Origin of the sequence: Rhizobium sp. GR12, from assembly GCF_036596185.1 — a bacterium.
GTDB classification, from domain to species: domain Bacteria; phylum Pseudomonadota; class Alphaproteobacteria; order Rhizobiales; family Rhizobiaceae; genus Agrobacterium; species Agrobacterium nepotum.
In genome coordinates this window covers 294,122-319,145 of the sequence record NZ_JASXTH010000007.1, presented here as the reverse complement: position 1 = coordinate 319,145, position 25,024 = coordinate 294,122, and the positions used below count along the sequence as shown (strand labels likewise).

Annotated in this window: 25 protein-coding genes; 8 read left to right on the top strand and 17 right to left on the bottom strand. The window is 59.7% G+C overall.

Annotated features, from left to right (window positions below; all coding sequences use genetic code 11):
• Positions 1-198 precede the first annotated feature (198 nt).
• The 4 genes from QSK43_RS14805 (at position 199) to QSK43_RS14790 (ending at position 2,799) form a co-directional block, all read left to right on the top strand.
• The gene (locus QSK43_RS14805; RefSeq protein WP_045016604.1) at positions 199-420 is read left to right on the top strand and encodes a hypothetical protein; all 222 of its coding nucleotides are present in this window, start codon (positions 199-201) and stop codon (positions 418-420) included.
• Between the two features lie 26 nt (positions 421-446).
• Complete coding sequence (locus QSK43_RS14800; RefSeq protein ID WP_332304058.1) at positions 447-1,007, top strand: type 1 glutamine amidotransferase domain-containing protein; 561 nt, start codon at positions 447-449, stop codon at positions 1,005-1,007.
• A 55-nt stretch (positions 1,008-1,062) separates the two neighbouring features.
• Positions 1,063-1,503, top strand: coding sequence for a PPC domain-containing DNA-binding protein (locus QSK43_RS14795; protein WP_332304057.1), 441 nt, complete (start codon positions 1,063-1,065; stop codon positions 1,501-1,503).
• A 69-nt stretch (positions 1,504-1,572) separates the two neighbouring features.
• Positions 1,573-2,799, top strand: coding sequence for an NAD(P)/FAD-dependent oxidoreductase (locus QSK43_RS14790; protein ID WP_332304056.1), 1,227 nt, complete (start codon positions 1,573-1,575; stop codon positions 2,797-2,799).
• A 6-nt stretch (positions 2,800-2,805) separates the two neighbouring features.
• Here QSK43_RS14790 and QSK43_RS14785 read toward each other — a convergent pair whose 3' ends face one another.
• Positions 2,806-3,291: an MgtC/SapB family protein gene (locus tag QSK43_RS14785; RefSeq protein ID WP_425961130.1), complete on the bottom strand. Its 486-nt coding sequence runs from the start codon at positions 3,289-3,291 to the stop codon at positions 2,806-2,808.
• A 176-nt stretch (positions 3,292-3,467) separates the two neighbouring features.
• Here QSK43_RS14785 and QSK43_RS14780 point away from each other — a divergent pair, with 176 nt between their 5' ends.
• On the top strand, positions 3,468-3,968 hold the full coding sequence (locus QSK43_RS14780; RefSeq protein WP_332304054.1) for a YciE/YciF ferroxidase family protein: 501 nt from the start codon (positions 3,468-3,470) through the stop codon (positions 3,966-3,968).
• A gap of 79 nt (positions 3,969-4,047) precedes the next feature.
• Here the strand turns inward: QSK43_RS14780 and QSK43_RS14775 are convergent, their stop codons facing one another.
• The 11 genes from QSK43_RS14775 to QSK43_RS14725 form a co-directional block, all read right to left on the bottom strand.
• Positions 4,048-6,384, bottom strand: coding sequence for a glucose/quinate/shikimate family membrane-bound PQQ-dependent dehydrogenase (locus QSK43_RS14775; RefSeq protein WP_332304053.1), 2,337 nt, complete (start codon positions 6,382-6,384; stop codon positions 4,048-4,050).
• A 104-nt stretch (positions 6,385-6,488) separates the two neighbouring features.
• Complete coding sequence (locus QSK43_RS14770) at positions 6,489-6,830, bottom strand: hypothetical protein (RefSeq protein WP_332304052.1); 342 nt, start codon at positions 6,828-6,830, stop codon at positions 6,489-6,491.
• Positions 6,831-6,965: 135 nt separating this feature from the next.
• Positions 6,966-7,751 carry a 3-hydroxybutyrate dehydrogenase gene (locus QSK43_RS14765; protein ID WP_332304051.1) on the bottom strand — a complete coding sequence of 262 codons (786 nt, stop codon included), beginning with the start codon at positions 7,749-7,751 and terminating at the stop codon, positions 6,966-6,968.
• Positions 7,752-7,755: 4 nt separating this feature from the next.
• Positions 7,756-9,711 (bottom strand): acetoacetate--CoA ligase, encoded by a 1,956-nt coding sequence (locus QSK43_RS14760; protein ID WP_332304050.1) that lies wholly within the window; start codon positions 9,709-9,711, stop codon positions 7,756-7,758.
• Complete coding sequence (gene mmsB / locus QSK43_RS14755) at positions 9,708-10,592, bottom strand: 3-hydroxyisobutyrate dehydrogenase (RefSeq protein ID WP_332304049.1); 885 nt, start codon at positions 10,590-10,592, stop codon at positions 9,708-9,710. The genes QSK43_RS14760 and mmsB overlap by 4 nt, the downstream gene beginning before the upstream one ends.
• Positions 10,593-10,605: 13 nt before the next feature.
• A complete protein-coding gene (locus QSK43_RS14750; protein ID WP_332304048.1) occupies positions 10,606-12,201 on the bottom strand; it encodes a GMC family oxidoreductase in 1,596 nt (531 codons plus the stop codon).
• Positions 12,202-12,273: 72 nt separating this feature from the next.
• The gene (locus QSK43_RS14745; protein ID WP_332304047.1) at positions 12,274-13,281 is read right to left on the bottom strand and encodes a branched-chain amino acid ABC transporter permease; all 1,008 of its coding nucleotides are present in this window, start codon (positions 13,279-13,281) and stop codon (positions 12,274-12,276) included.
• Position 13,282: 1 nt separating this feature from the next.
• Positions 13,283-14,170, bottom strand: coding sequence for a branched-chain amino acid ABC transporter permease (locus QSK43_RS14740; protein ID WP_332304046.1), 888 nt, complete (start codon positions 14,168-14,170; stop codon positions 13,283-13,285).
• 2 nt (positions 14,171-14,172) lie between these two features.
• Positions 14,173-14,874 (bottom strand): ABC transporter ATP-binding protein, encoded by a 702-nt coding sequence (locus tag QSK43_RS14735; RefSeq protein WP_332304045.1) that lies wholly within the window; start codon positions 14,872-14,874, stop codon positions 14,173-14,175.
• Between the two features lies 1 nt (position 14,875).
• Entirely contained in the window at positions 14,876-15,661 is a 786-nt protein-coding gene (locus QSK43_RS14730; RefSeq protein ID WP_332304044.1) for an ABC transporter ATP-binding protein, read from the bottom strand.
• Between the two features lie 15 nt (positions 15,662-15,676).
• Positions 15,677-16,885, bottom strand: coding sequence for an ABC transporter substrate-binding protein (locus QSK43_RS14725; protein WP_045016583.1), 1,209 nt, complete (start codon positions 16,883-16,885; stop codon positions 15,677-15,679).
• Positions 16,886-17,117: 232 nt separating this feature from the next.
• Between QSK43_RS14725 and QSK43_RS14720 the strand changes: the two genes are divergently transcribed.
• Positions 17,118-18,035 (top strand): LysR family transcriptional regulator, encoded by a 918-nt coding sequence (locus tag QSK43_RS14720; protein WP_332304043.1) that lies wholly within the window; start codon positions 17,118-17,120, stop codon positions 18,033-18,035.
• A gap of 136 nt (positions 18,036-18,171) precedes the next feature.
• Entirely contained in the window at positions 18,172-19,194 is a 1,023-nt protein-coding gene (locus QSK43_RS14715; RefSeq protein ID WP_332304042.1) for an LLM class flavin-dependent oxidoreductase, read from the top strand.
• A 47-nt stretch (positions 19,195-19,241) separates the two neighbouring features.
• On the opposite strand, the gene QSK43_RS14710 is transcribed toward QSK43_RS14715, so the two are convergent.
• Positions 19,242-20,360 (bottom strand): mandelate racemase/muconate lactonizing enzyme family protein, encoded by a 1,119-nt coding sequence (locus tag QSK43_RS14710; RefSeq protein ID WP_332304041.1) that lies wholly within the window; start codon positions 20,358-20,360, stop codon positions 19,242-19,244.
• Between the two features lie 284 nt (positions 20,361-20,644).
• Between QSK43_RS14710 and QSK43_RS14705 the strand changes: the two genes are divergently transcribed.
• Positions 20,645-21,319, top strand: a complete 675-nt coding sequence (locus QSK43_RS14705) for a GntR family transcriptional regulator (protein WP_332304040.1) — start codon at positions 20,645-20,647, stop codon at positions 21,317-21,319.
• Between the two features lie 96 nt (positions 21,320-21,415).
• Here the strand turns inward: QSK43_RS14705 and QSK43_RS14700 are convergent, their stop codons facing one another.
• Genes QSK43_RS14700 through QSK43_RS14685 form a run of 4 tightly spaced genes read right to left on the bottom strand, consistent with a single transcriptional unit; the run spans position 21,416 to position 25,019 of the window.
• Positions 21,416-22,261 carry an ATP-binding cassette domain-containing protein gene (locus tag QSK43_RS14700; protein WP_332304039.1) on the bottom strand — a complete coding sequence of 282 codons (846 nt, stop codon included), beginning with the start codon at positions 22,259-22,261 and terminating at the stop codon, positions 21,416-21,418.
• Positions 22,258-23,097 (bottom strand): ABC transporter ATP-binding protein, encoded by an 840-nt coding sequence (locus tag QSK43_RS14695; protein ID WP_052679642.1) that lies wholly within the window; start codon positions 23,095-23,097, stop codon positions 22,258-22,260. Before QSK43_RS14695 ends, QSK43_RS14700 begins: the two co-directional genes overlap by 4 nt.
• A 3-nt stretch (positions 23,098-23,100) precedes the next feature.
• A complete protein-coding gene (locus tag QSK43_RS14690; protein WP_332304038.1) occupies positions 23,101-24,015 on the bottom strand; it encodes an ABC transporter permease subunit in 915 nt (304 codons plus the stop codon).
• Positions 24,012-25,019, bottom strand: a complete 1,008-nt coding sequence (locus tag QSK43_RS14685; protein ID WP_332304037.1) for an ABC transporter permease subunit — start codon at positions 25,017-25,019, stop codon at positions 24,012-24,014. Before QSK43_RS14685 ends, QSK43_RS14690 begins: the two co-directional genes overlap by 4 nt.
• Positions 25,020-25,024: the final 5 nt, after the last annotated feature.

Genomic DNA, 25,024 nt, shown 5'->3' with positions numbered 1-25,024 from the left:
CGCGGTCCGAAAAAAGCGGAACCATACCGGAGAACTCACGTTGTTCCGGCAGGAGGGCCGCCGTGTCAAACGGACGCGATGGCGCTGAAGAACAGCGGGATTTTTCCGTTTTCTCCCGTTGGCCAACGAAATGGCAGCCGAGCTTCTTACCCATCCGGCACCCTCCGTCTCCGCTTTCCACGAATAAGGAGCCGCGAAATGGAAAAGACCGAAACGCGCAAACTTGCAGAAGAATATCTGCGGCTCGGCGGCACACGCGAGGTCATGATCGACGACAACAAGACCTTCGTGCGCCAATGGGAGCATGAACCGGCGGAAGCCGAAACATTCTGGCGAACGAACATCGAAACTCTCGACGCGGATCGTCGCAAGGATGTGGAATTTTTTCTGCCCTCCATGAACTCGGACAAGGAAAACTGACCCAGCTAAACAGGAAGGAAACAGATATGACTGCCATCAACGCCGCAAAAATCGTCATTCTTGCAACGGACGGCTATGAGCGTTCCGAATTGCGCGTGCCATACGACCAGCTGAAGGCCAAGGGCGCGAACGTAAAGATCGCCTCTATCAAGGACGGCGAGATAAGAAGTTGGGACAAGAAGGACTGGGGCGACAGCATCGCCGTCGACCTCTCCGCCAGGAACGTCAGGTCGGATGATTTCGACGCATTGGTCCTTCCGGGCGGCCAGATCAATCCGGATGTTCTGCGCCACGACGAGGATGCGATGCGCGTGGTCCGTGATTTCGTCAAATCCGGCAAGGTCGTGGCCGCTATTTGCCACGCCCCCTGGCTTCTGGTGGAAGCGGATGCTCTGCACGGTCGCGACGCCACCTCCTATTGGTCGATCAAGACCGACCTCAAAAATGCCGGCGCCAACTGGAAAGACGAAAAGGTCGTGACAGACCACGGCATCGTCACCTCCCGTAGCCCGGACGATCTCGACGCCTTCGTCGGTAAAATCGTCGAAGAGGTCGAGGAAGGCCGCCACGAACGCCGGGCCGCCTGAGGCTGCACCATTCCTGTGCCGCCGGCGCGCGGCGGCACTTTTCCAGGAGGACCCCATGAAAAGCAGATTGCTGGCAAGTGGCGCGGAACGCACCTTCATTCTCGTCATCGACCCGGAAGAAGAGGCGTTCGAAGCGATCCGTCGCTTTGCCAAGACCGAAAACATCAACGCCGCCTCGCTAACCGCAATCGGCGCCTTTGCGACAGCGACGCTCGCCTTCTTCGATCTCCAGACGCGGGAATACAAGGAAATACCGGTGGCGGAGCAAAGTGAGGTTCTAAGTCTGCTCGGCGATATTACCCTGGATGAGAACGACACGCCAAATCCGCACCTGCATGTTGTCCTCGGCTTTGCCGATGGGTCTACGAAAGGCGGCCATTTTCTGAACGGCGTGGTACGGCCCACGCTCGAAGTCGTCATCCGCGAAACACCTGCAGAATTGCGGCGCACCTATCGCCGCGAATTCGGCATCGCCCTCATCGACCCCGCTAAATAAAGGTAACGGAGCCGGAAAAACCCAACGTCGCCGACTATACCGAGCCGTGAGACCTTTCAGGACAATTTCATGCCGATATCGAAACTGACGGGGGAACGCGACCTCAGGCAGTCAAAATCCCTGTGGGCCGATACGCCGCGCATCGGCGTCCGTAGCGGGACGACCCCGGACGCCGACAGTTACGACACCATCGTCGCCGGCGCCGGCATCAGCGGCGCGCTGGTGGCCCATGCCTTGCACAGGCCGGAGCAATCCATGCTTGTCGTCGACCGGAGCGAACCGGTGATGGGCAGCAGCGTGGCCAGCACCGCGATGATACAGCATGAGATCGACACACCCCTGATCGAGCTTCGAAAGATGATCGGCAGGCACGCCGCGGACCGGGCGTGGCAGCGTTCCGCACGTGCCGTCCTGCGTCTGGAGGAAATCGTCTCCTCGCTCGGCATTTCCTGCGGTATGGCACGCAAACAGGCGCTTTATCTCGCCGGAGACGACATGGGTTCACGCGCGCTGAAGGCTGAAGCGGCAGCCCGTGAAGAAGCAGGGATCGCCGCTCGCTTCCTTGGTCCGACTGAGCTGAGGAACGACTACGCCATCGAGCGGACCGGAGCTATCCTCAGCGATATTTCGGCCTCCGCCAATCCCGCACAGCTGACGGCGGGTCTGTTGCGCCACACGTCAGGTGCCGGCGCCGAGATCGTGTCGCATCTTGAGATAACCGATCTCAGAAACCTCGGCGACGAGGTGGTCGTCGCCACCGCACAGGGCAGGATTCTTTCCGCCCGAAATGTCGTTTTCTGCACCGGATATGAGTTCCTGAAATCGCTTGAAAGCCCGAAACACAAGATCATTTCCACCTGGGCGCTGGCGAGTGCGAAGGGCATCGATCCACCTGACTGGTTGAAAAGCCACCTCGTCTGGGAGGCCTCCGATCCCTATCTTTACCTGCGCACCGACCGTGGCGGCCGCCTGATTGCAGGTGGCGAGGATGAAGACAATCCCATCTCCTACCAGTCGAAGCGCAAGCTCGCCGCGAAAACGGAGACAATCCGCAGCAAGGTCGAAAAGCTTCTTGGTATCGATATCGGCGAGCCGGAATACCGCTGGGCGGCAGCCTTCGGCACAACCGTCACCGGCCTGCCGCTGATCGGCGCGGTTCCCGGCATGAGGAACGTTTATGCTGTCATGGGTTTCGGCGGCAACGGCATCACCTTCAGCCAGATCGCCGCCGAAATAATCGCCGCCGCCGTCAATGGCGGCAAGGACCCGGACGCCGATCTCTTCCGGTTTGGCTAACGCCGGTCATTCCTCCTTGATGCCGGCTGCGACCTCCGCCCGGCGAAGCACCCACAGCACGACAATACCGACCCCAGCGGCAAGCACAGCAAGCGGCCACATGCCGAGACCGGCGGAAAGGCCGATCGCGGCGGACAGCCACATGCTTGCGCCCGTCGTCAGACCTTTGACGTCGCCTCTGGTATAAACGACCACACCTGCCGCCAGAAAGGCGATGCCCGCCGTCACGGCCTCCACCAGCCGGATAGGATCGAGCCGCGCGGCCTCATGACCTTCCGCCATCGTCTCCATCATGTGAATGGTGATGACGCTGAAGGTGACTGCGGCAAGGCCGATCAGCATATTGGTGCGCAAACCGGCGGTATTCTTGTGAAATTCCCGCTCCAGACCGATGAGGCCGCACAGGATGACCGCGCCGAACACCCGCACAATGAGCACCTCGAAGGGAATGGAAATATTCATGGAAAATTCTTCTGCAAGGCTTTGAGGCAAGGTCGCATCTCCTCCCGAAATTTCACCATAGTAAGTTCGGTGAGGGCATGTTGGTTCCGCGCGGCAATTATAAACGTTGCGCGCAACGGAGTCGGAACCATAAGGACGGCGAAGGGTTTGTCTCCCGTGCGCATGGGGCGCACGTCCCAGATTTTCACACCACGGGAGAAGGAACAATGGCCGAGAAGAAACTCGATGACCTGTTTTACGACACGCTGAAGGATATCTATTACGCCGAAAGGCAAATCCTGAAAGCCCTGCCCAAGATGGCCCGGGCAGCGACGGACCCGAAGCTGAAGCAGGCATTTGAAAAACACAAGGAAGAAACGCAAGGCCATGTGGAACGCCTGCAGGAGGTGTTCGAGATCATCGGCAAGCGGGCGCAGGGCAAGACCTGCGAAGCGATCCAGGGCATCATCGCCGAGGGCGAGGAGATCATGGACGATTTCAAGGGCACAGCAGCGCTCGATGCCGGCCTCATCTCGTCGGCCCAGGCGGTCGAGCACTACGAGATCGCCCGCTATGGCACCCTGAAGGCCTGGGCGGAAAAGCTCGGACACGGCAATGTCGTTTCCCTGCTGGATGCCACGCTTAAGGAAGAAGCCAAGACCGACGACGCATTGACCTCACTCGCCAAGACATCGGTCAATGCCGCCGCCCAGAAAAAAGCGGCATGATCCTGTCTGCATTCCGCGCAAGCAAAAACCGGAATGGGCGACCATTCCGGTTTTTTTATTTGCCTGAAGCCTGCGAAATCTATGGCAGGGTATAGGCAATGACATAGTCGCCCGGCTTGGTTCCAACGGAACCATGACCGCCCGCGACCATGACGACATATTGCTTGCCGCCATCCAGCGCATAGGTCATGGGCGTCGCTTGGCCGCCGGCCGGCAGACGTGCTTCCCATAGCTGTTTGCCGGTGGTGAGGTCGTAGGCGCGCAGATAGTTGTCGACGGCGGCACCGAGGAAGGCAACGCCACCCTTGGTGATCATCGGACCGCCGATGCCCGGCACACCCACCTTGAAGGGCAACGGCAGCGGCGTCATGTCATGAACGGTGCCATTCTTGTGCTTGTAGGCGATATCGCCGGTGCGCAGGTCGGCGCCTGCCACATAACCCCACGGCGGCGCCTGGCAAGGGATTTGCAGCGGACCGAGGAACGGACCCATGAATACGCCATAGGGCGCGCCGTCATTGCGGTTCAAACCCTGCTCACTACCCTTCTCGTCCTGACCCTTGGGCGGAATGTCGGCACGCGGCACAAGCTGCGAGGTGAAGGCAAGATATGTCGGCATGCCGAACATCACCTGGCGTTCTGGATCGACCGCGACGCTGCCCCAGTTGAATGTGCCGAAATTGCCCGGATAGATGATCGAGCCGGTCAGAGATGGCGGGGTGTAACGACCCTCGTAGTTCAGCTGGTGGAAGCGGATACGGCAGGCGAGCTGATCGAACATGGAGACGCCCCACATGTCCTTTTCCTGCAGCGGCTCCGGCTTGAACGACAGCGCCGTCGTCGGCTGCGTCGGCGAAGTGAAGTCTTCAGGGATCGCACCGCCCGGCGCCGGTTCCTCCGTGATCGGTAGAAGCGGTGCGCCGGTGCGCCGGTCGAGAACGTAGATGTCACCCTGCTTGGTGGGACCGACAAGTGCGGGAACGGTCTGGCCGTCCTTGGTGATGTCGAGCAGCACCGGCTGGGCAGGCACATCCATATCCCACAGATCGTGGTGAACCGTCTGGCGCACCCAGCGATCCCTGCCGGTATTGATATCGAGCGCCACGATGGAGGAGGAATATTTCTCCACATTCTCGCTGCGACCCATACCGAGCTGGTCCGGCACCTGATTGCCGAGCGGGATGTAGACGAGACCCAGCCCTTCGTCATAACTGAAGACGGACCAGCTGTTCGGCGAGTTGGTGGTGTAGGTTTCGCCCGCTACCAGCGGCTCGGTCCTTGCCGGATTGCCTGAATCCCAGTTCCAGACGAGAGCACCGGTGTTGACATCGAAAGCGCGGATGACGCCGGACTGTTCCTGCGTGGAATAATTGTCGTTCACCGCACCGCCGATGATGATCTTGCCCCCCGCAATCACGGGCGGCGAGGTCGAATAATAATAACCGGCGGGATTGTATTTCATGCCCTGTTCGAGATGCAACACACCCTGATCGGCAAAGGAGGTGCAGACCTGACCGGTTGCAGCATCCAGCGCAATCAGTCGCGCATCCGAGGTCGGCAGGTAAACGCGCTCGGCGCACACCGTGCCCTGTGCGACGTTTGGTTCGGCATAATAGGATACGCCGCGGCACGTCTGGTGCTGGCGGTCCGGATTGAGACCGACATTCGGGTCGTATTTCCACTTTTCCTTGCCGGTGGCGGCATCGATGGCGATCGCCCAATTGTGCGGCGTGCAGATATAAAGCGTATTGCCGACCTTAAGCGGCGTTACCTGATAGGTGGTTTCCCCCACGTCATCCGGCAGCTTCACATCACCGGTCTGGTAGCGCCAGGCTTCCTTCAACTGCGAGACGTTGTCGACATTGACCTGGGTGAGCGGCGAATAACGCTGGCCATAGGGCGTGCGGCCATATTGATGCCAGTCGCCATCCGGCACGTTGCCACCATAAACAGGGGCGGCGGATACCGTCTCCTGAGGCAGTGAGCCCGGCTTGTCATGCGGATCCTGCGTCATGGAATATCCCGCCACCACGATGGAGGCGAGAACCGACAGCGCAAGCGGCCAGGCATTCGGGCCGTAATTCAAGCCTGTCGGGCTGGAAAAACCGAGCGGTTTTCTGACCCACGGGACCAGAAGCCACAAACCGATGAGAATGATGATGCCGCCGCGCGGGCCAAGCTGCCACCAGTCGAAGCCGACTTCCCAGACCGCCCAGGCGAGCGTCGCGACGATGAAAAGAGCATAGACGTGCAGTGCCGCGCGGTTGCGCTTGAACAGCAGAATGGCCGTCAACAGGAAGGCCAGTCCGGAAAGGACGTAGTACAGGCTCCCGCCCAGCATGACGAGCTGAGAGCCGAAACCGAACAGCGCAAGGCCGATCAGCGAGAGAAGAACCGCAGTGACGGTGACTGCCATGAATGAAACCCCCGTTTCCTGTCACTTTGCGTGAAATGAAATTGGGTGCGATATGGTTCCATACAAACTATTCATTTAGCATAAAAAATTTCACGGTATGGTGGTCACGGGTTTTGCGGCGCGCCCGTCGAGTCCTGCGGAGACGGATTTCTATCGGTCGACGCGGGCGGCACGGGGCGTCCATTCGCCGGGTTGTTGTCGAAGCTTTCGGCCCCCGACGGCTGCTGCGGTACCGGCGCCGTCTGGGTCTGCGGGTTCTGCGGAAGGTTTTCGTCGGGTTCGAAAACCGAATATTCGACGACCGCCCAAACCACCAACGCCAGAAACACGCTGACAATCAGAATGACGAGAACGGGGCGACCTCTGGATCCTTGCCGCGCGCGTGTCGCCGTTTCACGTTTCGGAGCATCCCGACCGTGGAGATAGCTGGAATTTTCTCTGGCCATGTCTCTTACTCCCTGTAACCCTGTCGGTTTAATTCACAGGGTCCCAGTTTTGTTCCGAACATAGGGACGACACCTAACTGCACTGGATGACGGCGTTGAATTCGTCGAGATAGCTCCCTTGAGACGAGCGCAAAATTACTTCGCGGTCCAGCCGCCGTCGATTGAAATGGTCGTGCCGGTGATGGAACGCGCCATATCGCCGGTGAGGTAAAACGCCATCTCCGCCACTTCCTCCGGTTGCACGAAACGCCGCGTCGGCTGCGGCGCGAGCATCACCTTCTTCACCACATCCTCCTCGCTCATGCCATGCACCCGCGCCTGATCGGCGACCTGGGCCGCCACAAGCGGCGTCCAGACGTAACCCGGGCAGATGGCGTTGCAGGTAATGCCAAGCTCTGCCACTTCCAGCGCCACACTTTTGGTCAGGCCCACTACGGCATGTTTGGTCGCCACATACGGTCCCTTGAAGGGCGAGGCGCGCAATCCGTGTGCGGAAGCAATGTTGACGATGCGCCCCCAGCCGCGTTCCTTCATACCCGGCAAGGCTGCACGGATCGTATGAAAAGCGCTGTCGAGCGAGATCGCGACGATGCGGGAAAAATCGGCGAAATCAAACTCGTCGATCGGCGCGACCTTCTGGATGCCGGCATTGTTGACGAGCACGTCGATGTGACCGAACTCGGCAATGATGGTTTCCGGCAGACACGCACTCTCGTCATAATTGGCGAGGTTGGCGGAAAAATAGACCGGTCGGTGCCGCGCCACCTTAGCGACCATCTCCAGAGCCTGCGTCGCTTCCTCCGACGTCTCTATGCCATGAACGGCGACCAGAAACCCCGCCTCGGCGAAACGTCTGGCAATCGCCAGCCCAATGCCGCTGGTGGAACCTGTGACCAGAACGGTTTTCGGTTGATCCTCCATCGGCCTAATCCTTCAGTTGCGGCAGGTTACGGAAAAGATCGAGCGCATCTGGATTGGCGAGCGCGTCGGCGTTTTTCACTGGCCGGCCGTGGATGGTATCGCGAACCGCGATTTCCGAAATCTTGCCCGAGCGGGTGCGGGGAATGGTGCTGACGGCGATGATCCTTGCCGGGACGTGCCGTGGCGTCGCGCCTACACGGATGCGGCTACGAATGGTTTTTTCCAGCTCCTCCGTTAGGTCCGCCCCATCTTTCAGGCGCACGAAGAGAATGACCCGCTGGTCGCCATCGATATCCTGCCCGACGGCAATCGCTTCCTCAACCTCCGGCACGGTTTCCACCTGACGGTATATTTCCGCCGTACCGATGCGAACCCCACCGGGGTTGAGCGTCGTATCGGAGCGCCCATGGATGATATATCCACCGGACGGACGCATTTCGGCAAAATCGCCGTGCGCCCAGATGCCCGGAAAGCGGTCGAAATAGGCGGCCTGATACCGCGAGCCGTCGTCATCGCCCCAGAATTTAACCGGCATGGACAGATGAGCGTTGCGGCAGACGAGTTCGCCGGCAACGCCACGAACGGAACGTCCTTCATCATCCAGCGTATCGATATCCATACCCAGCATCGCGCCCTGCAATTCGCCGCGATGAACCGGTTGCAGCGGATTGCCGCCGAGGAAGCAGGCGCAGATATCCGTGCCGCCGGAAATGGAGGCAAGATGCACGTCGGCCTTCCAGTCGCGATAGATATAGTCGAAGGATTGCGGGATGAGCGGCGAGCCGGTGGAAAGGATTGTTCGTAGCGACGAAAGTCCGTGGCTTTCGCGCGGCTTCAACCCCGCCTTCAGGCAGGCGTCGATGAATTTGGCCGAGGTTCCGAAGGTCGCGATCTGTTCGGCGCCGATGAGATCGATCAGCCGCGCTGGCGATGGATAACCGGGATTGCCGTCATAGGTGACCAGCGTTGCACCGAGCGCCAGACCGGATACCTGCCAGTTCCACATCATCCAGCCGCAGGTGGTGAAGTAGAAGAAACGCTCGCCTTGCCCGATATCGCATTGCAGCTTCTGTTCCTTCATGTGCTGAAGCAGTAGCCCGCCGCCGGAATGGGTAATGCATTTCGGTTTGCCGGTCGTGCCAGAGGAATAAAGGATCGCCAGCGGTGCCATGACCGGCAACCGGTTGAACGCGATTTCTCCCGGCTCATAAGGTGCTACGAAATCATCCAAGGTCACGCAGCCGAGATCGGAAAGGCTGACGGGAACAACATCACCGATCAGCACGATCTTTTGAGGGGTCGCGCTTTCCGCAACGGCGCGGATGGTCGGACCAACATCGATCCGCTTGCCGGCATAACCATATTCCGGCACGGCGATGAGAATTTTCGGATCGATCTGCGACAGCCGGTCGGAGGCTCCAGCCGGGCCGAAATCCGGCGAGCAGGACGACCAGATGGCTCCGATGGCGCTCGTCGCCAGATAGCTGACGATCGCCTCGATATCATGGGTGACGATGGCGCCGACGCGGTCGCCTTCTTTCACGCCCACTTGGACGAGCGCCTGCACCAGACGGGAAACATCCGAATAGAGTTGCCTGCGGCTTATCTCGCGCCGTGTACCGTCGTCCCGATGGGCGATGATGGCCAGTCGTTCATCGGCATCGCGCAACAGGTTTTCGGCATAGTTGAGCCTCGCGCCCGGATAAAATTCGGCCTCGCGGATCGCCTCGCCGGGTTTGAACGCCGTTTCGCCGCGCGTGCCGATGATCTCGAGTTCATCCCACAACGCATTGTAAAATTCGCCCGGCTCGTTGATGGACCAGCGCAGCAGGCCGGGATAATCATCGGCAGCAAGTCCGTGCAGCGGCGCGGTCTTTGTGGCAAAAACGAATAGCGATGAGCGCTCCAGCCGTTCCTCTGGTGGCACCCACAGAATATCCGACGGCGTGGCTTCCATCATGCTTCGCCTCCGCGCATCATCTCGACGATGGCGGAAAAATCGCGCACGCCGCCGCCCTCATTGACGAAGTTCTCATAAAGCGCCGCCGCCGCTGCACCGAGCGGGGTGGAGATGCCGGTTCCATTCGCGGCCGCCTGCGAAAGCTTCAGATCCTTCAACATCAGTGCGGCGGCAAAACCCGGTTGGTAATCATTATTCGCGGGCGACGTCGGCACCGGCCCCGGCACCGGACAATAGGTGGTGAGCGACCAGCATTGGCCGGAGGAGGTGGAGGCGACATCGAACAGCGCCTGATGCGAAAGGCCAAGCTTTTCGCCAAGCACGAAGGCTTCGGAAACCGCGATCATAGAAATGCCGAGGATCATGTTGTTGCAGATCTTGGCCGCCTGCCCGTTGCCGCCCCTGCCGCAATGCACGATCTTCTTGCCCATCGCTTCCAGCACCGGCTTAGCCGCCGAGAAAGCATCGGCCTCGCCGCCGCACATGAAGGTTAAGGTGCCGGCGCTAGCACCACTCGTGCCGCCGGAAACCGGGGCATCGACAGACGGGCAACCGGCGGAAGCGGCAAGTTCATGCGCTTTCAGGGCGCTTTCCATATCCACCGTCGAGCAATCGACAAGAAGGGTGCCGGCAGAGACCTTCCGGACCAGATCGCCATAGACCGAAACAACGTGCTCACCCTTCGGCAACATGGTGATGATCACCTCCGCCGCTTCCATGGCCTCGGTCGCATCCGCCGCTACGGGGATTCCAACCTCGCGCGCCGCCACACGGCAGGCTTCGGAAAGGTCGAAACCCCTGACGGTAAAACCCGCCTTGACGAGATTGGCAGCCATTGGCAGGCCCATATGTCCAAGTCCGATAAAAGCGACGGTCTTCATGGGAGCGCTCCTCTCAACGATTGTCCGAAAGGATCATGTCGGAGGCCTTTTCGGCAATCATGATCGTCGGCGAATTGGTGTTCCCGGACGTGATCCTTGGCATGATGGATGCGTCCGCAACGCGCAGCCCGGCAAGCTTGCGGAATTTCAGCCGCGTATCGACGACACTTTCCGGATCCGATCCCATGCGAAGCGTGCCGACGGGATGGAATATGGTCGTGCCGATATCGCCCGCGGCACGGGCCAGATCGCCATCATTTTCAAAAGACGGACCGGGCCGGTATTCCTGCGGCTTGAACCGGGCAAAGGCGGGCTGAGCGACGATGCGACGCGTCAGCCGCATGGAATCTATGGCAACCTGACGATCGCCTTCAGTGGACAGATAGTTCGGGCGGATTTCCGGCTGCATGACGAAATCCGGTCCTTTCACATGCACGGAACCCCGGCTTTCCGGCCGCAGATTGCACACACTTGCCGTAATGGCGGGAAAAGTGTGAACCGGATCACCGAACTTGTCGAGTGAAACCGGCTGGACATGATATTCCAGATCGGCGGTTTCCTTTTGCGGCGAAGAGCGGGTGAAGACGCCAAGCTGGCTGGGCGCCATCGACATCGGCCCGGAGCGGGTCAGCGCATATTCAAGGCCGATCCTTGCCTTGCCGAACAGGGTCGAGGCCCTTTCATTCAGCGTCAGAACGCCAGAGACCTTATAGACCATGCGCAATTGCAGATGGTCCTGCAAGTTCTCGCCAACACCCTGAACTTCTGTTACAGTCTCAATCCCGGCAGCCTGCAACACGTCGCCGCGGCCGACGCCGGAAAGCTCCAGAACATGCGGCGAACCGACCGCACCGGCAGAAAGCACCGTCTCGCGCCGCGCAAGCACCTTTTTCAAAACGCCGTCGTGGTGGAACTCGACGCCCGTGACACGGCCTTCGTTGATGATGAGGCGCTTGACATGGGCCTTGGTCAAAACCGTCAGGTTCTTTCGGTCACGCGCCGGTTTCAGAAAGGCCTTGGCCGTGTTCCAGCGCCAGCCTGACCGCTGGTTTACATCGAAATAACCGGCACCCTCGTTGTCGCCCTGGTTGAAATCTTCGGTCGCGGGAATGCCGGCTTCGCCCGCCGCCTTCTGGAAGGCATCCAGCACATCCCAGCGCACGCGTGCTTTTTCCACCCGCCATTCGCCGCCGGTGGAATGCATGTCACTCCTGCCGCGATAAAAATCCTCCGACTTCATGAAATAGGGCAGGATATCGTTCCATCCCCAGCCCTCGCAGCCAAGCTGACGCCAGACATCGTAGTCTCGCGCCTGACCGCGCATATAGATCATGCCATTGATGGAAGAGCAGCCGCCCAGAACCTTGCCGCGCGGATAAATCAGCGCGCGACCGTTAAGCCCCGGCTCTTCCGCCGTCTTGAAACACCAGTCGGTGCGCGGATTGTTGATGCAATAGAGATAACCGACCGGAATATGGATCCAGTGGTAATTATCGTTGCCGCCCGCCTCCAGCAGCAGCACGCGGTGGTTCGGATCTTTCGAAAGGCGGTTGGCGAGAACGCATCCCGCACTTCCCGCTCCGATGACGATATAGTCGTATTCGCCCATTCTGTTCTCCATACGGCGCCCTTGCCGCGTCACCGGGACGCGGAGGAAGTCATTTGCCTGTTTTAAAAAAAATTAGCTGCGGTGCTGAAACCCTAGTTTTCGCCCCAGCCGCGAAGCGTAAAATTCACCGATCAAACCGCGCCGGAACACCAGAACGCAGGCCATGAAAACGAGGCCGGTGATGATGGTAACCGGGAAATCGGATGTCGCGAGATAGTTCTGCAGCGCGACGACAAGACCCGCACCGAAGATCGGGCCGATCATGGTGCCGATGCCACCGAGCAGGGTCATCAGGATAACCTCACCCGACATCTGCCAGGCCACATCGGTGAGCGTCGCGAACTGGAACACCAGCGCCTTCAGGCCGCCCGCAAGACCGGCAAGCGCCGCCGACATGACGAAGGCGCCGAGCTTGTAACGTTGCACGCTGTAGCCCAGAGAAATCGCACGCTGCTCGTTTTCACGGATGGATTTCAAAATCATGCCGAAGGGCGAGTTGACGAAACGCCAGATGACGAGAAGCACGAGCACGAAAAAGGCCAGCACCGTGTAATAGATGTTCAGCGGCCCATTGAGATCGAGAAGGCCGAAGAGGTGGCCGCGCGGCACGCCCTGCAAACCGTCCTCGCCATGGGTGAAAGGCGCTTGAAGGCAGAAGAAATAAAACATCTGCGACAGCGCCAGCGTGATCATGGCGAAATAGATGCCCTGACGACGAATGGCGAAAAAGCCGATGACGAGGCCAAGAAGGGCCGCCCCCGCCATGCCGATGATAAGGCCGATCTCGGGCGTGACGCCCCATTCCTTCACCGAATAGGCGGTGAAATAGGCCGCACCGCCGAAAAACGCCGCATGGCCGAAGGACAACAGCCCCGTATAACCGATCAACAGATTGAAGGCGCAGGCAAACAGCGCAAAGCAAAGCAGCTTCATCAGAAAGATCGGATAAACGAACATCGGCGCGGCGATCAACACGGCGAGACCCGCCAATATGAGCACGGTCTTGATGGTTGCGGCGGTTGTTGAAACCTCGGTATGCGGCATCGCACCGGCCGTCGGATTGTGAGTGGCTTTGGACATATCAGGCGTCCTTTCCGAAAAGTCCGGCGGGGCGGATGAGCAGCACAAAGGCCATGATGACGAAGATGACGATGTTGGACGCCTCCGGGTAGAAAACCTTGGTCAGGCCTTCGGCTATACCCAGCATGTAACCGGTGACGATCGCGCCCATGATCGATCCCATGCCGCCAACCACGACAACGGCGAAGACGACGATGATGAGGTTTGTGCCCATCAGCGGTGAGACCTGATAGATCGGCGCTGCCAAAACGCCGGTGAAACCGGCAAGGCCGGCCCCCAGCGCGTAGGTCAGTGTCAGAAGCACCGGCACATTGATGCCGAAAGCCTGCACCAGCGTCGGGTTTTCGGTCGCCGCACGCAGATAGGAGCCGAGCCTCGTCTTTTCGATCAGCGCCCAGGTGGCGATGCAGGCAAGGAGCGAAATGACGACGACGAAGGCCCGGTAATTCGGCAGGAACATGAAGCCGAGATTGGTGCCGCCGGCAAGCGCGCGCGGAACCGAATAGGGCTGGCCGGCAGCGCCATAAAGCCAGCGGAACGTACCCTCCACCACCAGTGCCAAGCCGAAGGTGAAGAGCAGCCCGTAGAGCGGATCGAGATCGTAAAGCCGCGACAGCATGAGACGTTCGACGATCGCGCCCAAGAGAGCCACGACGAGCGGCGTCACCACCAGCGCCAACCAGAAGCTGATGCCGAAATATTGCAGGCCGAGAAAAGCGATGAACGCGCCGAGCATATATTGCGCGCCATGGGCAAAATTGATGACGCGCAACAGGCCGAAAATGACGGCAAGGCCGAGCGACAGCAGCGCATAAAACGACCCGTTGATAAGGCCGATCAGCAATTGCCCGAGCAGAGCCTGTACCGGAACGCCGAAGAGCATCGTCATCGTTAAACCCCCAGCACTTTATTGAGTTCGCCCATGCGGTCGGAAAGCTCGCCCACCGGAAAATTGCTGACCATCTGGCCATGATCCATCAGGTAGAAACGGTCCGCGATGCGGCTGGCGAAACGGAAATTCTGCTCGACCAGAACCACGGTCATGCCACGGCTCTTCAAGGTCTTCAGCACCTCGCCGATGCGCTGCACAATAACCGGCGCAAGCCCCTCTGTCGGTTCGTCGAGCAGAAGAACCTTGACCCCGGTGCGCAGGATGCGCGCCATGGCAAGCATCTGCTGTTCGCCGCCGGACAGTTTCGTGCCGGGGCTTGCCCGGCGTTCGTAAAGGTTGGGAAACAGCTCGTAGATTTCATCGAGCGTCATGCCACCGGACGCGACGACGGGCGGCAGCTTCAGGTTTTCCTCGACGCTCAGCGTCGCGAAGATGCCGCGCTCCTCCGGCACGAAACCGAGGCCATGTTTTGCCGTGCGATGCAGCGGCACCGGCATCATATCCTTGCCACCCAGCTTGATCACACCCTTGCGGTTGCGAATGATGCCCATGATGGTGCGCAACGTCGTGGTTTTGCCCACGCCATTGCGCCCGAGAATGGTGATGGTTTCGCCCTCGCCGACCGTCAGATCGACACCGTGCAGCGCCTGGCTTTCGCCGTACCAGGATTTCAGGTTGGAGACTTCAAGCATTGCCGCCATATCAAGCCTCCTCCGTGCCCATATAGGCCGTGCGCACACGCGGATCGGCGGAAACGGCGGCATAATCGCCTTCCGCCAGAATTTCGCCCCGTTGCAATACCGTGACCTGATGACAGATATCGGCGACGACCTTCAGATTGTGTTCGACCATCAGCACTGCACGTGTCTTGGCCACCTCGCGGATGAGATCGGCGACATGCGCCACATCCTCGCCGCCCATGCCGGCCATCGGCTCGTCAAGCAGCAGAACCTTCGGATCGAGCGCAAGCGTGGTGGCGATTTCCAGTACACGCTTGCGGCCATAGGAAAGATCGGCCGCAAGTGCATATTTTTCCCGCGTCAGGCCAACCGTTGCGATCAGCTCCTCGGCGCGTGCATTGAGCCTGTCGAGCGACGACAGGGGCAACCAGAATTGCGTTGAAAGGTTGTTGGGCCTTTGCAACGCCACCCGCACGTTCTCCAGCACCGTCAGATGCGGAAACACCGCCGATATCTGGAATGACCGCACGAGGCCAAGCCGCGCCACCTTGTCCGGCGGCGTCCTTGTTATATCCGTTCCCATGAAGGTGATCGCCCCGCCCGTCGGCTGGAGAAACTTGGTCAACAGGTTGAAGACCGTAGTTTTGCCGGCGCCGTTCGGACCGATAAGCGCATGCACACGAGCATGGTGAACGTCGAGATCGACGTTCTTCACAGCCGCGAATGCGCCGAAGGTCTTGGAGAGACCGCGCGCCGAAAGCACGATGCGTGGTTCCGCCTGACCGGCAGGGGCGGGAGCGATCATCATGAAGCTTTCCCCTTTTTACTGTGTCACGAGCGGGCAACCGCTTTTTGCGGGGTCCATGAAGGCTTCCTTGCCGGGGATGGTGGCAAGCACCTTGTAGTAGTCCCACGGCTGCTTGCTCTCATCCGGCTTCTTCACTTCCATGAGATACATGTCGTGGATCATGCGGCCGTTGGCTGCCACATGTCCGTCCTTCGCAAAGACGTCATTGACGGGCATTTCCTTCATGGCCTTGGCAACAGCATCGGCATCGTCGGTGCCGGCCTTTTCAATGGCCTTCAGATAATGCAGAACGGCGGAGTAGGTGCCTGTATGCACCATGTTCGGCATGGCGCCGGTGCGTTCCTTGAAACGTTCGCCGAACTTGCGCGATTCATCGTCGCGATCCCAATAGAACCCTTCCGTCAGCGTTAGCCCCTGCGCCGCCTCAAGTCCGAGACCATGCACTTCGGCAAGCGTGAAGAGGAGGGCTGCGAGCCGCTGGCCACCCGCCACGATGCCGAATTCGGCCGCCTGCTTGATGGCGTTGGATGTGTCGAGACCGGCATTGGCAAGGCCGATGACCTTCGCGCCCGATGACTGCGCCTGCAGCAGGAAGGAGGAATAATCCGTCGTCGCCAGTGGATGGCGCACGGAACCCAACACCTTACCGCCATTGGCCTTGACGAAATTGGCGGTGTTTTCTTCGAGCGAATAACCGAAGGCGTAATCGGCGGTCAGGAAGAACCAGCTGTCGCCACCCTGCTTCACCAGCGCGCCGCCAGTGCCGACCGCCAGCGAATAGGTATCGTAGGCCCAGTGGAAGCCATAGGGGCTGCATTGTTTGCCGGTCAGTTCGGTGGTTGCCGCACCCGTATTGATGGTGATCTTCTTCTTGTCCTTGGAGAGTGCCTGCACGGCAAGTCCGACAGAAGACGAGGTCAATTCCATGATCGAATCGACCTGCTCTGTATCGTACCATTGCCGGGCGATGTTGGAGGCGACATCCGCCTTGTTCTGGTGGTCGGCGGTCACCACCTCAACCGGCGCATCCAGCACCTTGCCGCCAAAATCCTCGACCGCCATCTTCGCGGCCTCATAAGAGTATTTACCGCCAAAATTGGCGTAGACGCCCGACTGGTCGTTCAGAATGCCGATCTTGACCTTGCCGTCCGAAATATCGGCAGCATAGGCGGCGGTGCCCGCGGCCAGTGCCATGGCCGTGGATAAAACGATACTCTTGCGCATGACTTCTCCTCCCAGAGATGATTGCGAGCCTCAGATGGGTCTGTGCAACGGTGAACGAAGCCGCGTGGCGGACTTTTTCAGCATTGCACCTGAACGGTCACACCGCCCTCCTCAAAGCGGCGCATCCTCAGCCTAGAGTTCTCGAATTCGTCCGTTGACACAAGAGCGGAGCATCATCAAATTGCGAACAGGAACTGTTCATTTTTGAACAGAACTCGCAATGGAGACAAAATTGGCCACCCCTTTTACGTGGGACGACCTGCAATATTTTCTGGCGGTGGCCCGCACCGGGCAACTCTCGTCGGCGGCCAGAAGCCTGCGCACCAGCCACGCCACCGTCTCCCGCCACATCGACCGGCTGGAATTCTCGCTTAAAACCAAGCTGTTCGAGCGAAATCCGCGCGGTTACGAACTGACAACGGTCGGGCGGCGGCTGGTCGATACCGTCGAGCGCATCGAGGCGGAAGCGGAAAGACTGCAATCGGATATTTCCGAAAGCGGCAGCCTGCTGCGCGGCGTGGTAAGGCTCAGCGCTCCGGAAGGTTTTTCCAACTTTTTCTTCGTGGAAAGGCTGAAAGACTTCGCCATCACCCATCCGCACATCATGGTGGAGATGGTGACGATCCAGCAGATCATGGCATTGTCCAGGAAAGAGGCGGATGTGGCGGTCACGCTCGATCCACCGAAAGCCGGTCCCTACATCAACGAACAGATCATCGATTACACGTTGCATATCTATGCCTCGCGCTCCTATCTCGCCAGCCACCCGAAAATCACCCGGCGCGAGGATTTGCCCGATCATTTTTTCATCGGTTACGTGCAGGACCTGATCTTCTCGCCGGGCCTCGATTATATGCGCGACGTGATGCCTGGCCTCAGGCCCAATTTTCAGTCATCGAGCATCTTTGCGCAGCTGACTGCAACGCTCAGCGGCCGTGGCCTTTGCATATTGCCGAATTTCATCGCCGCGCGCTTTCCGGATTTGCAGATGGTGCTTGCCGGGGAAGTGGAACTGCGGCGGGGTTACTGGCTGACGAGCCATCAGGACCTTGCCAACGTGCCGCGCGTGCGCTCGCTGATGGATTTCATTCTGACGACAGCGCGCGCCCACGAAAATCTCTTCATCCTCGACCGCAAGACGATCGTCTGAAACGTTTGTCGTTCACATTTCGGCGACACCGTGTCTACGGGCGGCAGGATTGGAGAATGCGCGCCGTTGCCTATATGACTGACAACAACGATGCGGGCTGAAACAGCCGGCATTCTCCAACGTTTGGAAGGTCATCATGAAAAAGATCGGATTTTTATCCTTCGGCCACTGGACGCCATCGCCCCAGTCGCAGACCCGCTCGGCTGCGGACACGCTGCTGCAATCGATCGACCTTGCCGTCGCTGCGGAAGAACTCGGAGCCGACGGCGCCTATTTCCGTGTGCACCATTTCGCCCGCCAGCTGGCATCGCCCTTTCCGCTGCTGGCAGCCGTCGGCGCCAGAACGAAGAGCATCGAGATCGGCACCGGCGTCATCGACATGCGTTATGAAAACCCGTTCTACATGGTGGAGGATGCGAGTTCAGCCGATCTCATCGCCGGCGGGCGTCTGCAACTCGGCATCAGCCGCGGCTCTCCGGAACAGGTGACCGACGGCTGGCGTTATTTCGGTTTCCGCCCTGCCGAGGGTCAGACCGAAGAGGACATGGCGCGGCAACATACCGAGGTCTTTCTCGAGCTTCTGAAGGGTGATGGTTTCGCCGAACCGAACCCGCGACCGATGTTCCCAAACCCACCCGGCCTGCTGCGACTGGAGCCGCATTCCGAAGGACTGCGAGAGCGCATCTGGTGGGGTTCCAGTTCCAATGCGACGGCGGTGTGGGCGGCAAAGCTTGGCATGAACCTGCAAAGCTCAACCCTGAAGACGGATGAAACGGGTGAACCGTTCCACGTCCAGCAGGCCGAACAGATCCGCACCTTCCGCGCCGCCTGGAAAGAGGCCGGACACGCACGCGAACCGCGTGTGTCGGTCAGCCGCAGCATCTTCGCCCTCGTCAACGACCGCGACCGCTCCTATTTCGGTTACGGCAACGAGGGGGACGACAAGATCGGCTATATCGACGACAAGACGCGCGCGATCTTCGGGCGCAGCTATGCCGCCGAACCTGAGGCGCTGATCGAACAGCTGAAAGCTGACGAAGCCATCGCCGAGGCCGACACGCTGCTTTTGACTGTGCCGAACCAGCTGGGCGTCGACTACAACGCCCATGTGATCGAGACGATCCTCAAGCAGGTGGCGCCGGCACTCGGCTGGCGCTAGGTCGATAAAATAAAAAAAGGCGGCGCATTCTCATGCGCCGCCTCTGTTCACTTCACCGATTTGCCATAACGGGCAATGCTTTCGGCCAGAGGCGTAGTGCTGGCGCCCGACTGCTCCGGGCGTTTGTAAACGCCGTCGCGAACGTGGATCGGCTCTTCGAAATGATCCTTGATCCACGGAATATATTCGAGAATGGTCGAGGCCGGGTGCCAGTAGCTCAGATGCACATGCACCTGGCTCATCTCGCCGGCATGCGGCACGACCGGCAGGCGATGGGCAAGCGCGAGATCGGCGACCTGAATATATTCGGTTATGCCGCCGAGCCGGGTCACATCCGGCTGGACATAGGCGACCGCTCCCGCATCGATGAATGACCGGAAGGCATCCACCGTATAAAGCTGCTCGCCGAGCGCAATGGGAATGGATGTGTTACGCGCCAGCCGCGCATGGCTCGTCACATCGTCATACCAGAGCGGTTCCTCGAACCAGTAGATATCCAGATCCTTCGCTGATGCGCAGAAGCGCTGGCATGTCGGCAGGTCCCATTTACCGTTACCGTCAATGGCGATGCGGACGGAAGAACCGACACGTTTGCGGACGGCGGTGAGGCGCCCGATGTCGATATTCGGATCATCGTGTCCGACCTTGATCTTCAGGCGGGTAAAGCCATCCTCTTCCACTGCCCTGGCGCTACCCGCCAGCAGATTTTCGAGATTGATGGAAAGCCAGCCAATATCTGTATTGTAGGCTTCCACCCCCGCCGTGTGCGCGCCGCCCAGGTAATGCCAGAGCGGCACGTCGGCCTTTTTCGCCTTCAGATCCCAGAGCGCAACGTCGATCGCCGCCAGCGCCAGATGCGTGATGCCGGCCCGGCCGACCCATTGCAGCGAAGGGTAACGGGCAAGCTTCGTCCAGAGTCTAGAATGTTCGGACGCATCCTCACCCACCAGCAAGGGCGCATAACAATCGCTGATGCAGGACGTGATCAGCCTGTCGGACGGCAAATGCGCGTGGGTGCCAGTAAAACCATACCCTTCAAGGCCGTCATCCGTCGTGATTTTTGCACCGACGACGCCCCAATGGGTGATGCTGTGGGTGGAATCGGAAATGGACGCCGATGTCAGCGGCAGATGCAGGATGAAAGGTTCGATAGCGGTTATCTTCATGATCGGTCAATTCCTCGACGCTTGAGCGGCTTTTCGGGAGGAACAAACGGAAGGCCCTGCCTGATCGATGCTCTGCCGATGAACGGACAGTATCTCGCCACCACCCCTCGACCATTGGCGGCAAGAGATGAAAACTCAGAAGGCTTGCCCGACCGCCCTCCTCCAGCAGCCCGGCTTCCGATGTCAGATACAGCTAACGGAAAAACGGCCTTTGTAAAATAAAAAATTTTTTATTTTTAATATTCAAGCGTTGCCAGCCGTTCGGAGTTGCGCGATGATGACTCATGAACACGCTGGTCAAAATCACACTCGCCGAACAGGCGCATCGGGAACTGCGCGCGCGCATCGTCAGCGGCAGATTACGCGGCGGCGAACGCCTGCTGCCCAACGAGCTTGCCGCCGATCTCGGCATCAGCCCGACGCCGGTCAAGGAAGCCTGCGTGAAACTCGAGGCGGACGGGTTGGTGGTCAATTCCTCCCGGCGCGGCATGGTGGTGCGCGATTTTACCGTGGAGGACGTGGAAGAACTTTACGCCGCCAGAATGCTGCTGGAAAAAGGTGCTGTGGAAGTGGCTTTCGACGCCGGGCAACTGGACGAGGCGCTGCATACGCAGCTTCTGGAGAGCCTTGCGAAACACCGCGAATTTGCCAAAGGACCCACACTGGACGAACTGTCGAAGGCGCTTTTTCACGATCGCAGCTTTCACACCATCCTTGTGTCGGCCGCACACATTCCGGTCATCTCCGGCACGCACGAGCGCATTCTCGACCAGACCCACACGGTTTTCGTATCGATCCTGGGTGACTACGCCCGCTCTGTCGAGGAACACCAGAATATTGCCGATGCTATCGCCGCCCGCAGCAAGGGTCAGATTGTCGATGCCCTGGGGCGGCATCTGGAGCGCAGCCGGCAGAATACACTGCGGCAGGTTCGCCTGCTCAGAGACGCAGGAGCCTGATCCGTTCAAACGCTCGGCGGCAGTGATTTTTGAAGTCTTGAAAAAGAACAGGCCGGAAATCCGGCCTGTTTCACTTATTTGTGGGTCAATCCACTCTCAAGCCGTCGCAGCCTGTCGTGCCGCCTTGCGGCGCTCCACGCGGGCGCGGATGGCATCGACGTCCGTTATCGGTGTGGCGGCAAAAAGCTGGCGCGTATAGGCGTGTTTCGGATCGGCGAACAGTTCCTCGCGCGTTCCCTGCTCCACGGCCACGCCCTTCGAGATGACCATCACGTCGTCAGCGATATAACGCACCACGGAAAGATCGTGGCTGACGAACACATAGGTCAACTGGAACTCTTCCTGCAAATCCGCCAGCAGGTTCAGCACCTGTGCCTGCACCGAAAGATCGAGCGCGGAGACCGGCTCGTCCAGCACCAGAAGTGCCGGGTTGAGCATCAGCGCCCGCGCAATCGCGATGCGCTGCCGTTGGCCGCCTGAAAACATATGCGGATAACGGTTGAAGTGTTCCGGACCCAGCCCGACCTTCACCAGCATGGCTTCGGCCCGCTCGCGACGCTCGGAAGCCGGCATCTTGGTATTGATGACGAGCGGCTCCATCAGCACATCGCCAACCTTCTGCCGCGGATTGAGGCTGCCATAGGGGTTCTGGAACACCATCTGCACCTTGGAGCGCATATCAGGGCCGGGACGGCGCTTGGCGATATCGACGGGCTGACCGTCAATCTTCAACTCACCGCCGGATGCCGGGTCGATCAGCGCGATGATGCGCGCAAGTGTCGACTTGCCCGAACCGGATTCGCCGACGATGGCCAGCGTCTTGCCACGTTCGACCGCAAAATCGATGCCCTGCAGCGCCTGAACCGTCCTTGCGCCGCCGAACAGGCCGCCCGGAACGTGATAGTGGCGGGTGATACCCTTGCCTTCGACAACGATGCTCATTGAACGCCCTCCTTGCCGAGGAAATCGGAAACCGTGGGCAGACGGTCGCCGATCGCATTTTCCGGCAGGGCCGAAAGCAATGCCTTGGTGTAGGGATGCTGCGGCGCCTCGAACAGGCTCAGCACATCCGCCTCCTCGATCTTGCGGCCCTTATATTGCACCACGACACGGTCTGCGGTTTCAGCCACCACACCCATGTCATGCGTGATGAGGATCAGCGCCATGCCGTATTCTTCCTGAAGTTTCATCAGCAGATCGAGGATCTGCTTCTGGATCGTCACGTCGAGCGCAGTGGTCGGCTCGTCGGCGATCAGCAGGCGCGGCTTGGAGGCGATCGCGATGGCGATCATAACGCGCTGGCACTGGCCGCCGGACATCTGGTGCGGATAGGCGTTGAGTTTGGTTTCCGGGTCGGGAATACCGACGGAGCGGAACAGTTCCAGCGCACGCGCACGGGCGGCGGACCGTCCCATACCGAGATTGAGGCGCAGTACCTCCTCGATCTGGAAACCGACCGTAAACGACGGGTTGAGCGAGGCGACCGGTTCCTGAAAGATCATGGTGATCTCGCGGCCGATCAGCTTGCGGCGCTCCTGTGGCGACATGGCCAGCAGGTTTATGCCGTCAAAGATCATCTCGTCAGCGGTAATCGTCGCCGTATCGGGCAAAAGCCCCATCACGGCGAGCATGGATACCGACTTGCCGGAACCGGACTCGCCGACGATGGCCAGCACTTCATGCTTGTCCACGGAAACGTCGACGCCGTTGACGGCCGTGAAAGCGCCGGTAGCCGTGGCGAACTTGACGGTGAGGTTCTTGATTTTCAGCAGGCTCATCGCTCAGCTCCGCTTCAGTTTGGGATCGAGCGCATCGCGCAGCCCGTCACCCATTAGGTTGATGGCAAGCACCGAAACGAGGATCGTGAGGCCCGGAAGGGTAACAACCCACCAGGCGCGCAGAATGAACTCGCGGGCTTCGGCCAGCATCGTGCCCCATTCGGAGGCGGGCGGCTGTGCGCCCATGCCGAGGAAGCCGAGAGCCGCCGCATCGAGAACGGCAGACGAGAAGGAGAGCGTCGCCTGCACGATCAGCGGCGCGAGGCAGTTCGGCAGGATGGTCTTGAACATCAGCCGGAAATTGCCGGCACCGGCCACACGGGCGGCGGTGACATATTCGCGCCGGAGTTCGCTCATGACAGCCGCACGCGTTAGACGGGCGAAATGCGGCTGATAGACGATGGCAATGGCGATCATGGCGTTGGTAAGCCCAGGCCCCAGGATTGCCACCAGCACCAGTGCCAGAAGCAACGACGGAAACGCCAGGATCACATCCATCACGCGCATGACGACGGTATCGACCCAGCCGCCGAAGAAGCCCGCGACGAGACCGATGACGATACCGCCGACAAGGGCGATGGAGACGACGACAACGCCGATGAACAGCGAATATTGCGCGCCGTAGATCAGCCGGGACAGCATGTCGCGGCCGACAGCATCGGTGCCGAGCAGGAACGCGGCGCGGCCTCCATCCTGCCAGACCGGTGGGACGAGCAAAGCATCTCTATATTGCTGGGTCGGATCATGCGGCGCAATTACGGCTGCGAAGACAGCGATCAGAACCAGAAGAAGGAAAACGGCAAGGCCGATGACGGCGCCGCGATTCTGGCGGAAATAGAACCAGAAATCGGCGATCATCCGGCGGCGGATGGCGGCGTCAGAAAGCCTGACGACGGGAGCTGTGGTCACATCGCTCATTTGTGACGGATCCTTGGATTGATGAGGCCATAGGTCAGATCGACGAGCAGGTTGACGATCATCACAAGACCCGCAATCAGAAGCAGGCCGCTCTGCACGACCGGATAGTCGCGGCGCGAGATGGAATCGATCATCCACTTGCCGATGCCCGGCCAGGAAAAGATGGTTTCGGTCAGGATTGCGCCCGCCATCAGCACGCCGATCTGCAGGCCGATGGTGGTGATGACCGGGATCATGGCGTTGCGCAATGCGTGAACGCCGACGACGCGGGACCGCGACATGCCTTTCGCGCGCGCTGTCCGCACGTAGTCCTCACCCAGGACTTCCAGCATGGCCGAACGCGTCTGGCGCGCAATGACCGCAAGCGGAATGGTGGCAAGCACCACCGAGGGCAGGATGAGATGGGACAAAGCCGAGACGAAAGCGCCCTTCTGCCCCGAAATCAGGCTGTCGATCAGCATGAAACCGGTGACGGAAGGGAAGAAATACATCAGCGAGATGCGGCCCGACACCGGCGTCCATTGCAGGATGCCGGAGAACATGATGATAAGCAGCAGGCCCCACCAGAAGATCGGCATCGAAAAACCGATCAGCGCCGTCGTCATGGAAATCTGGTCGAACCACGAGCCACGGCGGATAGCGGCGATGACGCCGACCGGCACGCCGATCAGCGTTGCGATGATAATGGCGACAAGGCCAAGCTCGACTGTTGCTGGGAAGAGCGCGAGGAACTCGGTGAAGACCGGCTTCTTGGTGACGAGGGAATTGCCGAGATCGCCCTGAAGGAGCCGTCCGAGAAAATGGAGATATTGCTGCCAGATTGGCTGGCTGAAGCCGAGCTGTTCGGCAAGCTGTGCATGCCGTTCGGGCGAAATGCCACGCTCGCCGGCCATCAACAGCACGGGATCGCCCGGCAGGACGCGCACGAAGGCGAAGGCGACGATGGTAATCCCGAGGAAGGTCGGAACGAGATAGAGAAGTTTGCCGAGAATGAACCGAATCATGGTTT

What these genes read in the sequence shown, in the direction of transcription:
- QSK43_RS14725 (WP_045016583.1), bottom strand. Translation starts at nt 16,885, where the DNA reads ATGCGCAAGAGTATCGTTTTATCCACGGCCATGGCACTGGCCGCGGGC.
- QSK43_RS14765 (WP_332304051.1), bottom strand. Translation starts at nt 7,751, where the DNA reads ATGGAGGATCAACCGAAAACCGTTCTGGTCACAGGTTCCACCAGCGGC.
- QSK43_RS14790 (WP_332304056.1), top strand. Translation starts at nt 1,573, where the DNA reads ATGCCGATATCGAAACTGACGGGGGAACGCGACCTCAGGCAGTCAAAA.
- QSK43_RS14745 (WP_332304047.1), bottom strand. Translation starts at nt 13,281, where the DNA reads ATGTCCAAAGCCACTCACAATCCGACGGCCGGTGCGATGCCGCATACC.
- QSK43_RS14805 (WP_045016604.1), top strand. Translation starts at nt 199, where the DNA reads ATGGAAAAGACCGAAACGCGCAAACTTGCAGAAGAATATCTGCGGCTC.
- QSK43_RS14710 (WP_332304041.1), bottom strand. Translation starts at nt 20,360, where the DNA reads ATGAAGATAACCGCTATCGAACCTTTCATCCTGCATCTGCCGCTGACA.
- QSK43_RS14740 (WP_332304046.1), bottom strand. Translation starts at nt 14,170, where the DNA reads ATGACGATGCTCTTCGGCGTTCCGGTACAGGCTCTGCTCGGGCAATTG.
- QSK43_RS14735 (WP_332304045.1), bottom strand. Translation starts at nt 14,874, where the DNA reads ATGGCGGCAATGCTTGAAGTCTCCAACCTGAAATCCTGGTACGGCGAA.
- QSK43_RS14700 (WP_332304039.1), bottom strand. Translation starts at nt 22,261, where the DNA reads ATGAGCATCGTTGTCGAAGGCAAGGGTATCACCCGCCACTATCACGTT.
- QSK43_RS14685 (WP_332304037.1), bottom strand. Translation starts at nt 25,019, where the DNA reads ATGATTCGGTTCATTCTCGGCAAACTTCTCTATCTCGTTCCGACCTTC.
- QSK43_RS14750 (WP_332304048.1), bottom strand. Translation starts at nt 12,201, where the DNA reads ATGGGCGAATACGACTATATCGTCATCGGAGCGGGAAGTGCGGGATGC.
- QSK43_RS14775 (WP_332304053.1), bottom strand. Translation starts at nt 6,384, where the DNA reads ATGGCAGTCACCGTCACTGCGGTTCTTCTCTCGCTGATCGGCCTTGCG.
- QSK43_RS14770 (WP_332304052.1), bottom strand. Translation starts at nt 6,830, where the DNA reads ATGGCCAGAGAAAATTCCAGCTATCTCCACGGTCGGGATGCTCCGAAA.
- QSK43_RS14715 (WP_332304042.1), top strand. Translation starts at nt 18,172, where the DNA reads ATGAAAAAGATCGGATTTTTATCCTTCGGCCACTGGACGCCATCGCCC.
- mmsB (WP_332304049.1), bottom strand. Translation starts at nt 10,592, where the DNA reads ATGAAGACCGTCGCTTTTATCGGACTTGGACATATGGGCCTGCCAATG.
- QSK43_RS14730 (WP_332304044.1), bottom strand. Translation starts at nt 15,661, where the DNA reads ATGATGATCGCTCCCGCCCCTGCCGGTCAGGCGGAACCACGCATCGTG.
- QSK43_RS14780 (WP_332304054.1), top strand. Translation starts at nt 3,468, where the DNA reads ATGGCCGAGAAGAAACTCGATGACCTGTTTTACGACACGCTGAAGGAT.
- QSK43_RS14760 (WP_332304050.1), bottom strand. Translation starts at nt 9,711, where the DNA reads ATGATGGAAGCCACGCCGTCGGATATTCTGTGGGTGCCACCAGAGGAA.
- QSK43_RS14705 (WP_332304040.1), top strand. Translation starts at nt 20,645, where the DNA reads ATGAACACGCTGGTCAAAATCACACTCGCCGAACAGGCGCATCGGGAA.
- QSK43_RS14690 (WP_332304038.1), bottom strand. Translation starts at nt 24,015, where the DNA reads ATGAGCGATGTGACCACAGCTCCCGTCGTCAGGCTTTCTGACGCCGCC.
- QSK43_RS14800 (WP_332304058.1), top strand. Translation starts at nt 447, where the DNA reads ATGACTGCCATCAACGCCGCAAAAATCGTCATTCTTGCAACGGACGGC.
- QSK43_RS14795 (WP_332304057.1), top strand. Translation starts at nt 1,063, where the DNA reads ATGAAAAGCAGATTGCTGGCAAGTGGCGCGGAACGCACCTTCATTCTC.
- QSK43_RS14695 (WP_052679642.1), bottom strand. Translation starts at nt 23,097, where the DNA reads ATGAGCCTGCTGAAAATCAAGAACCTCACCGTCAAGTTCGCCACGGCT.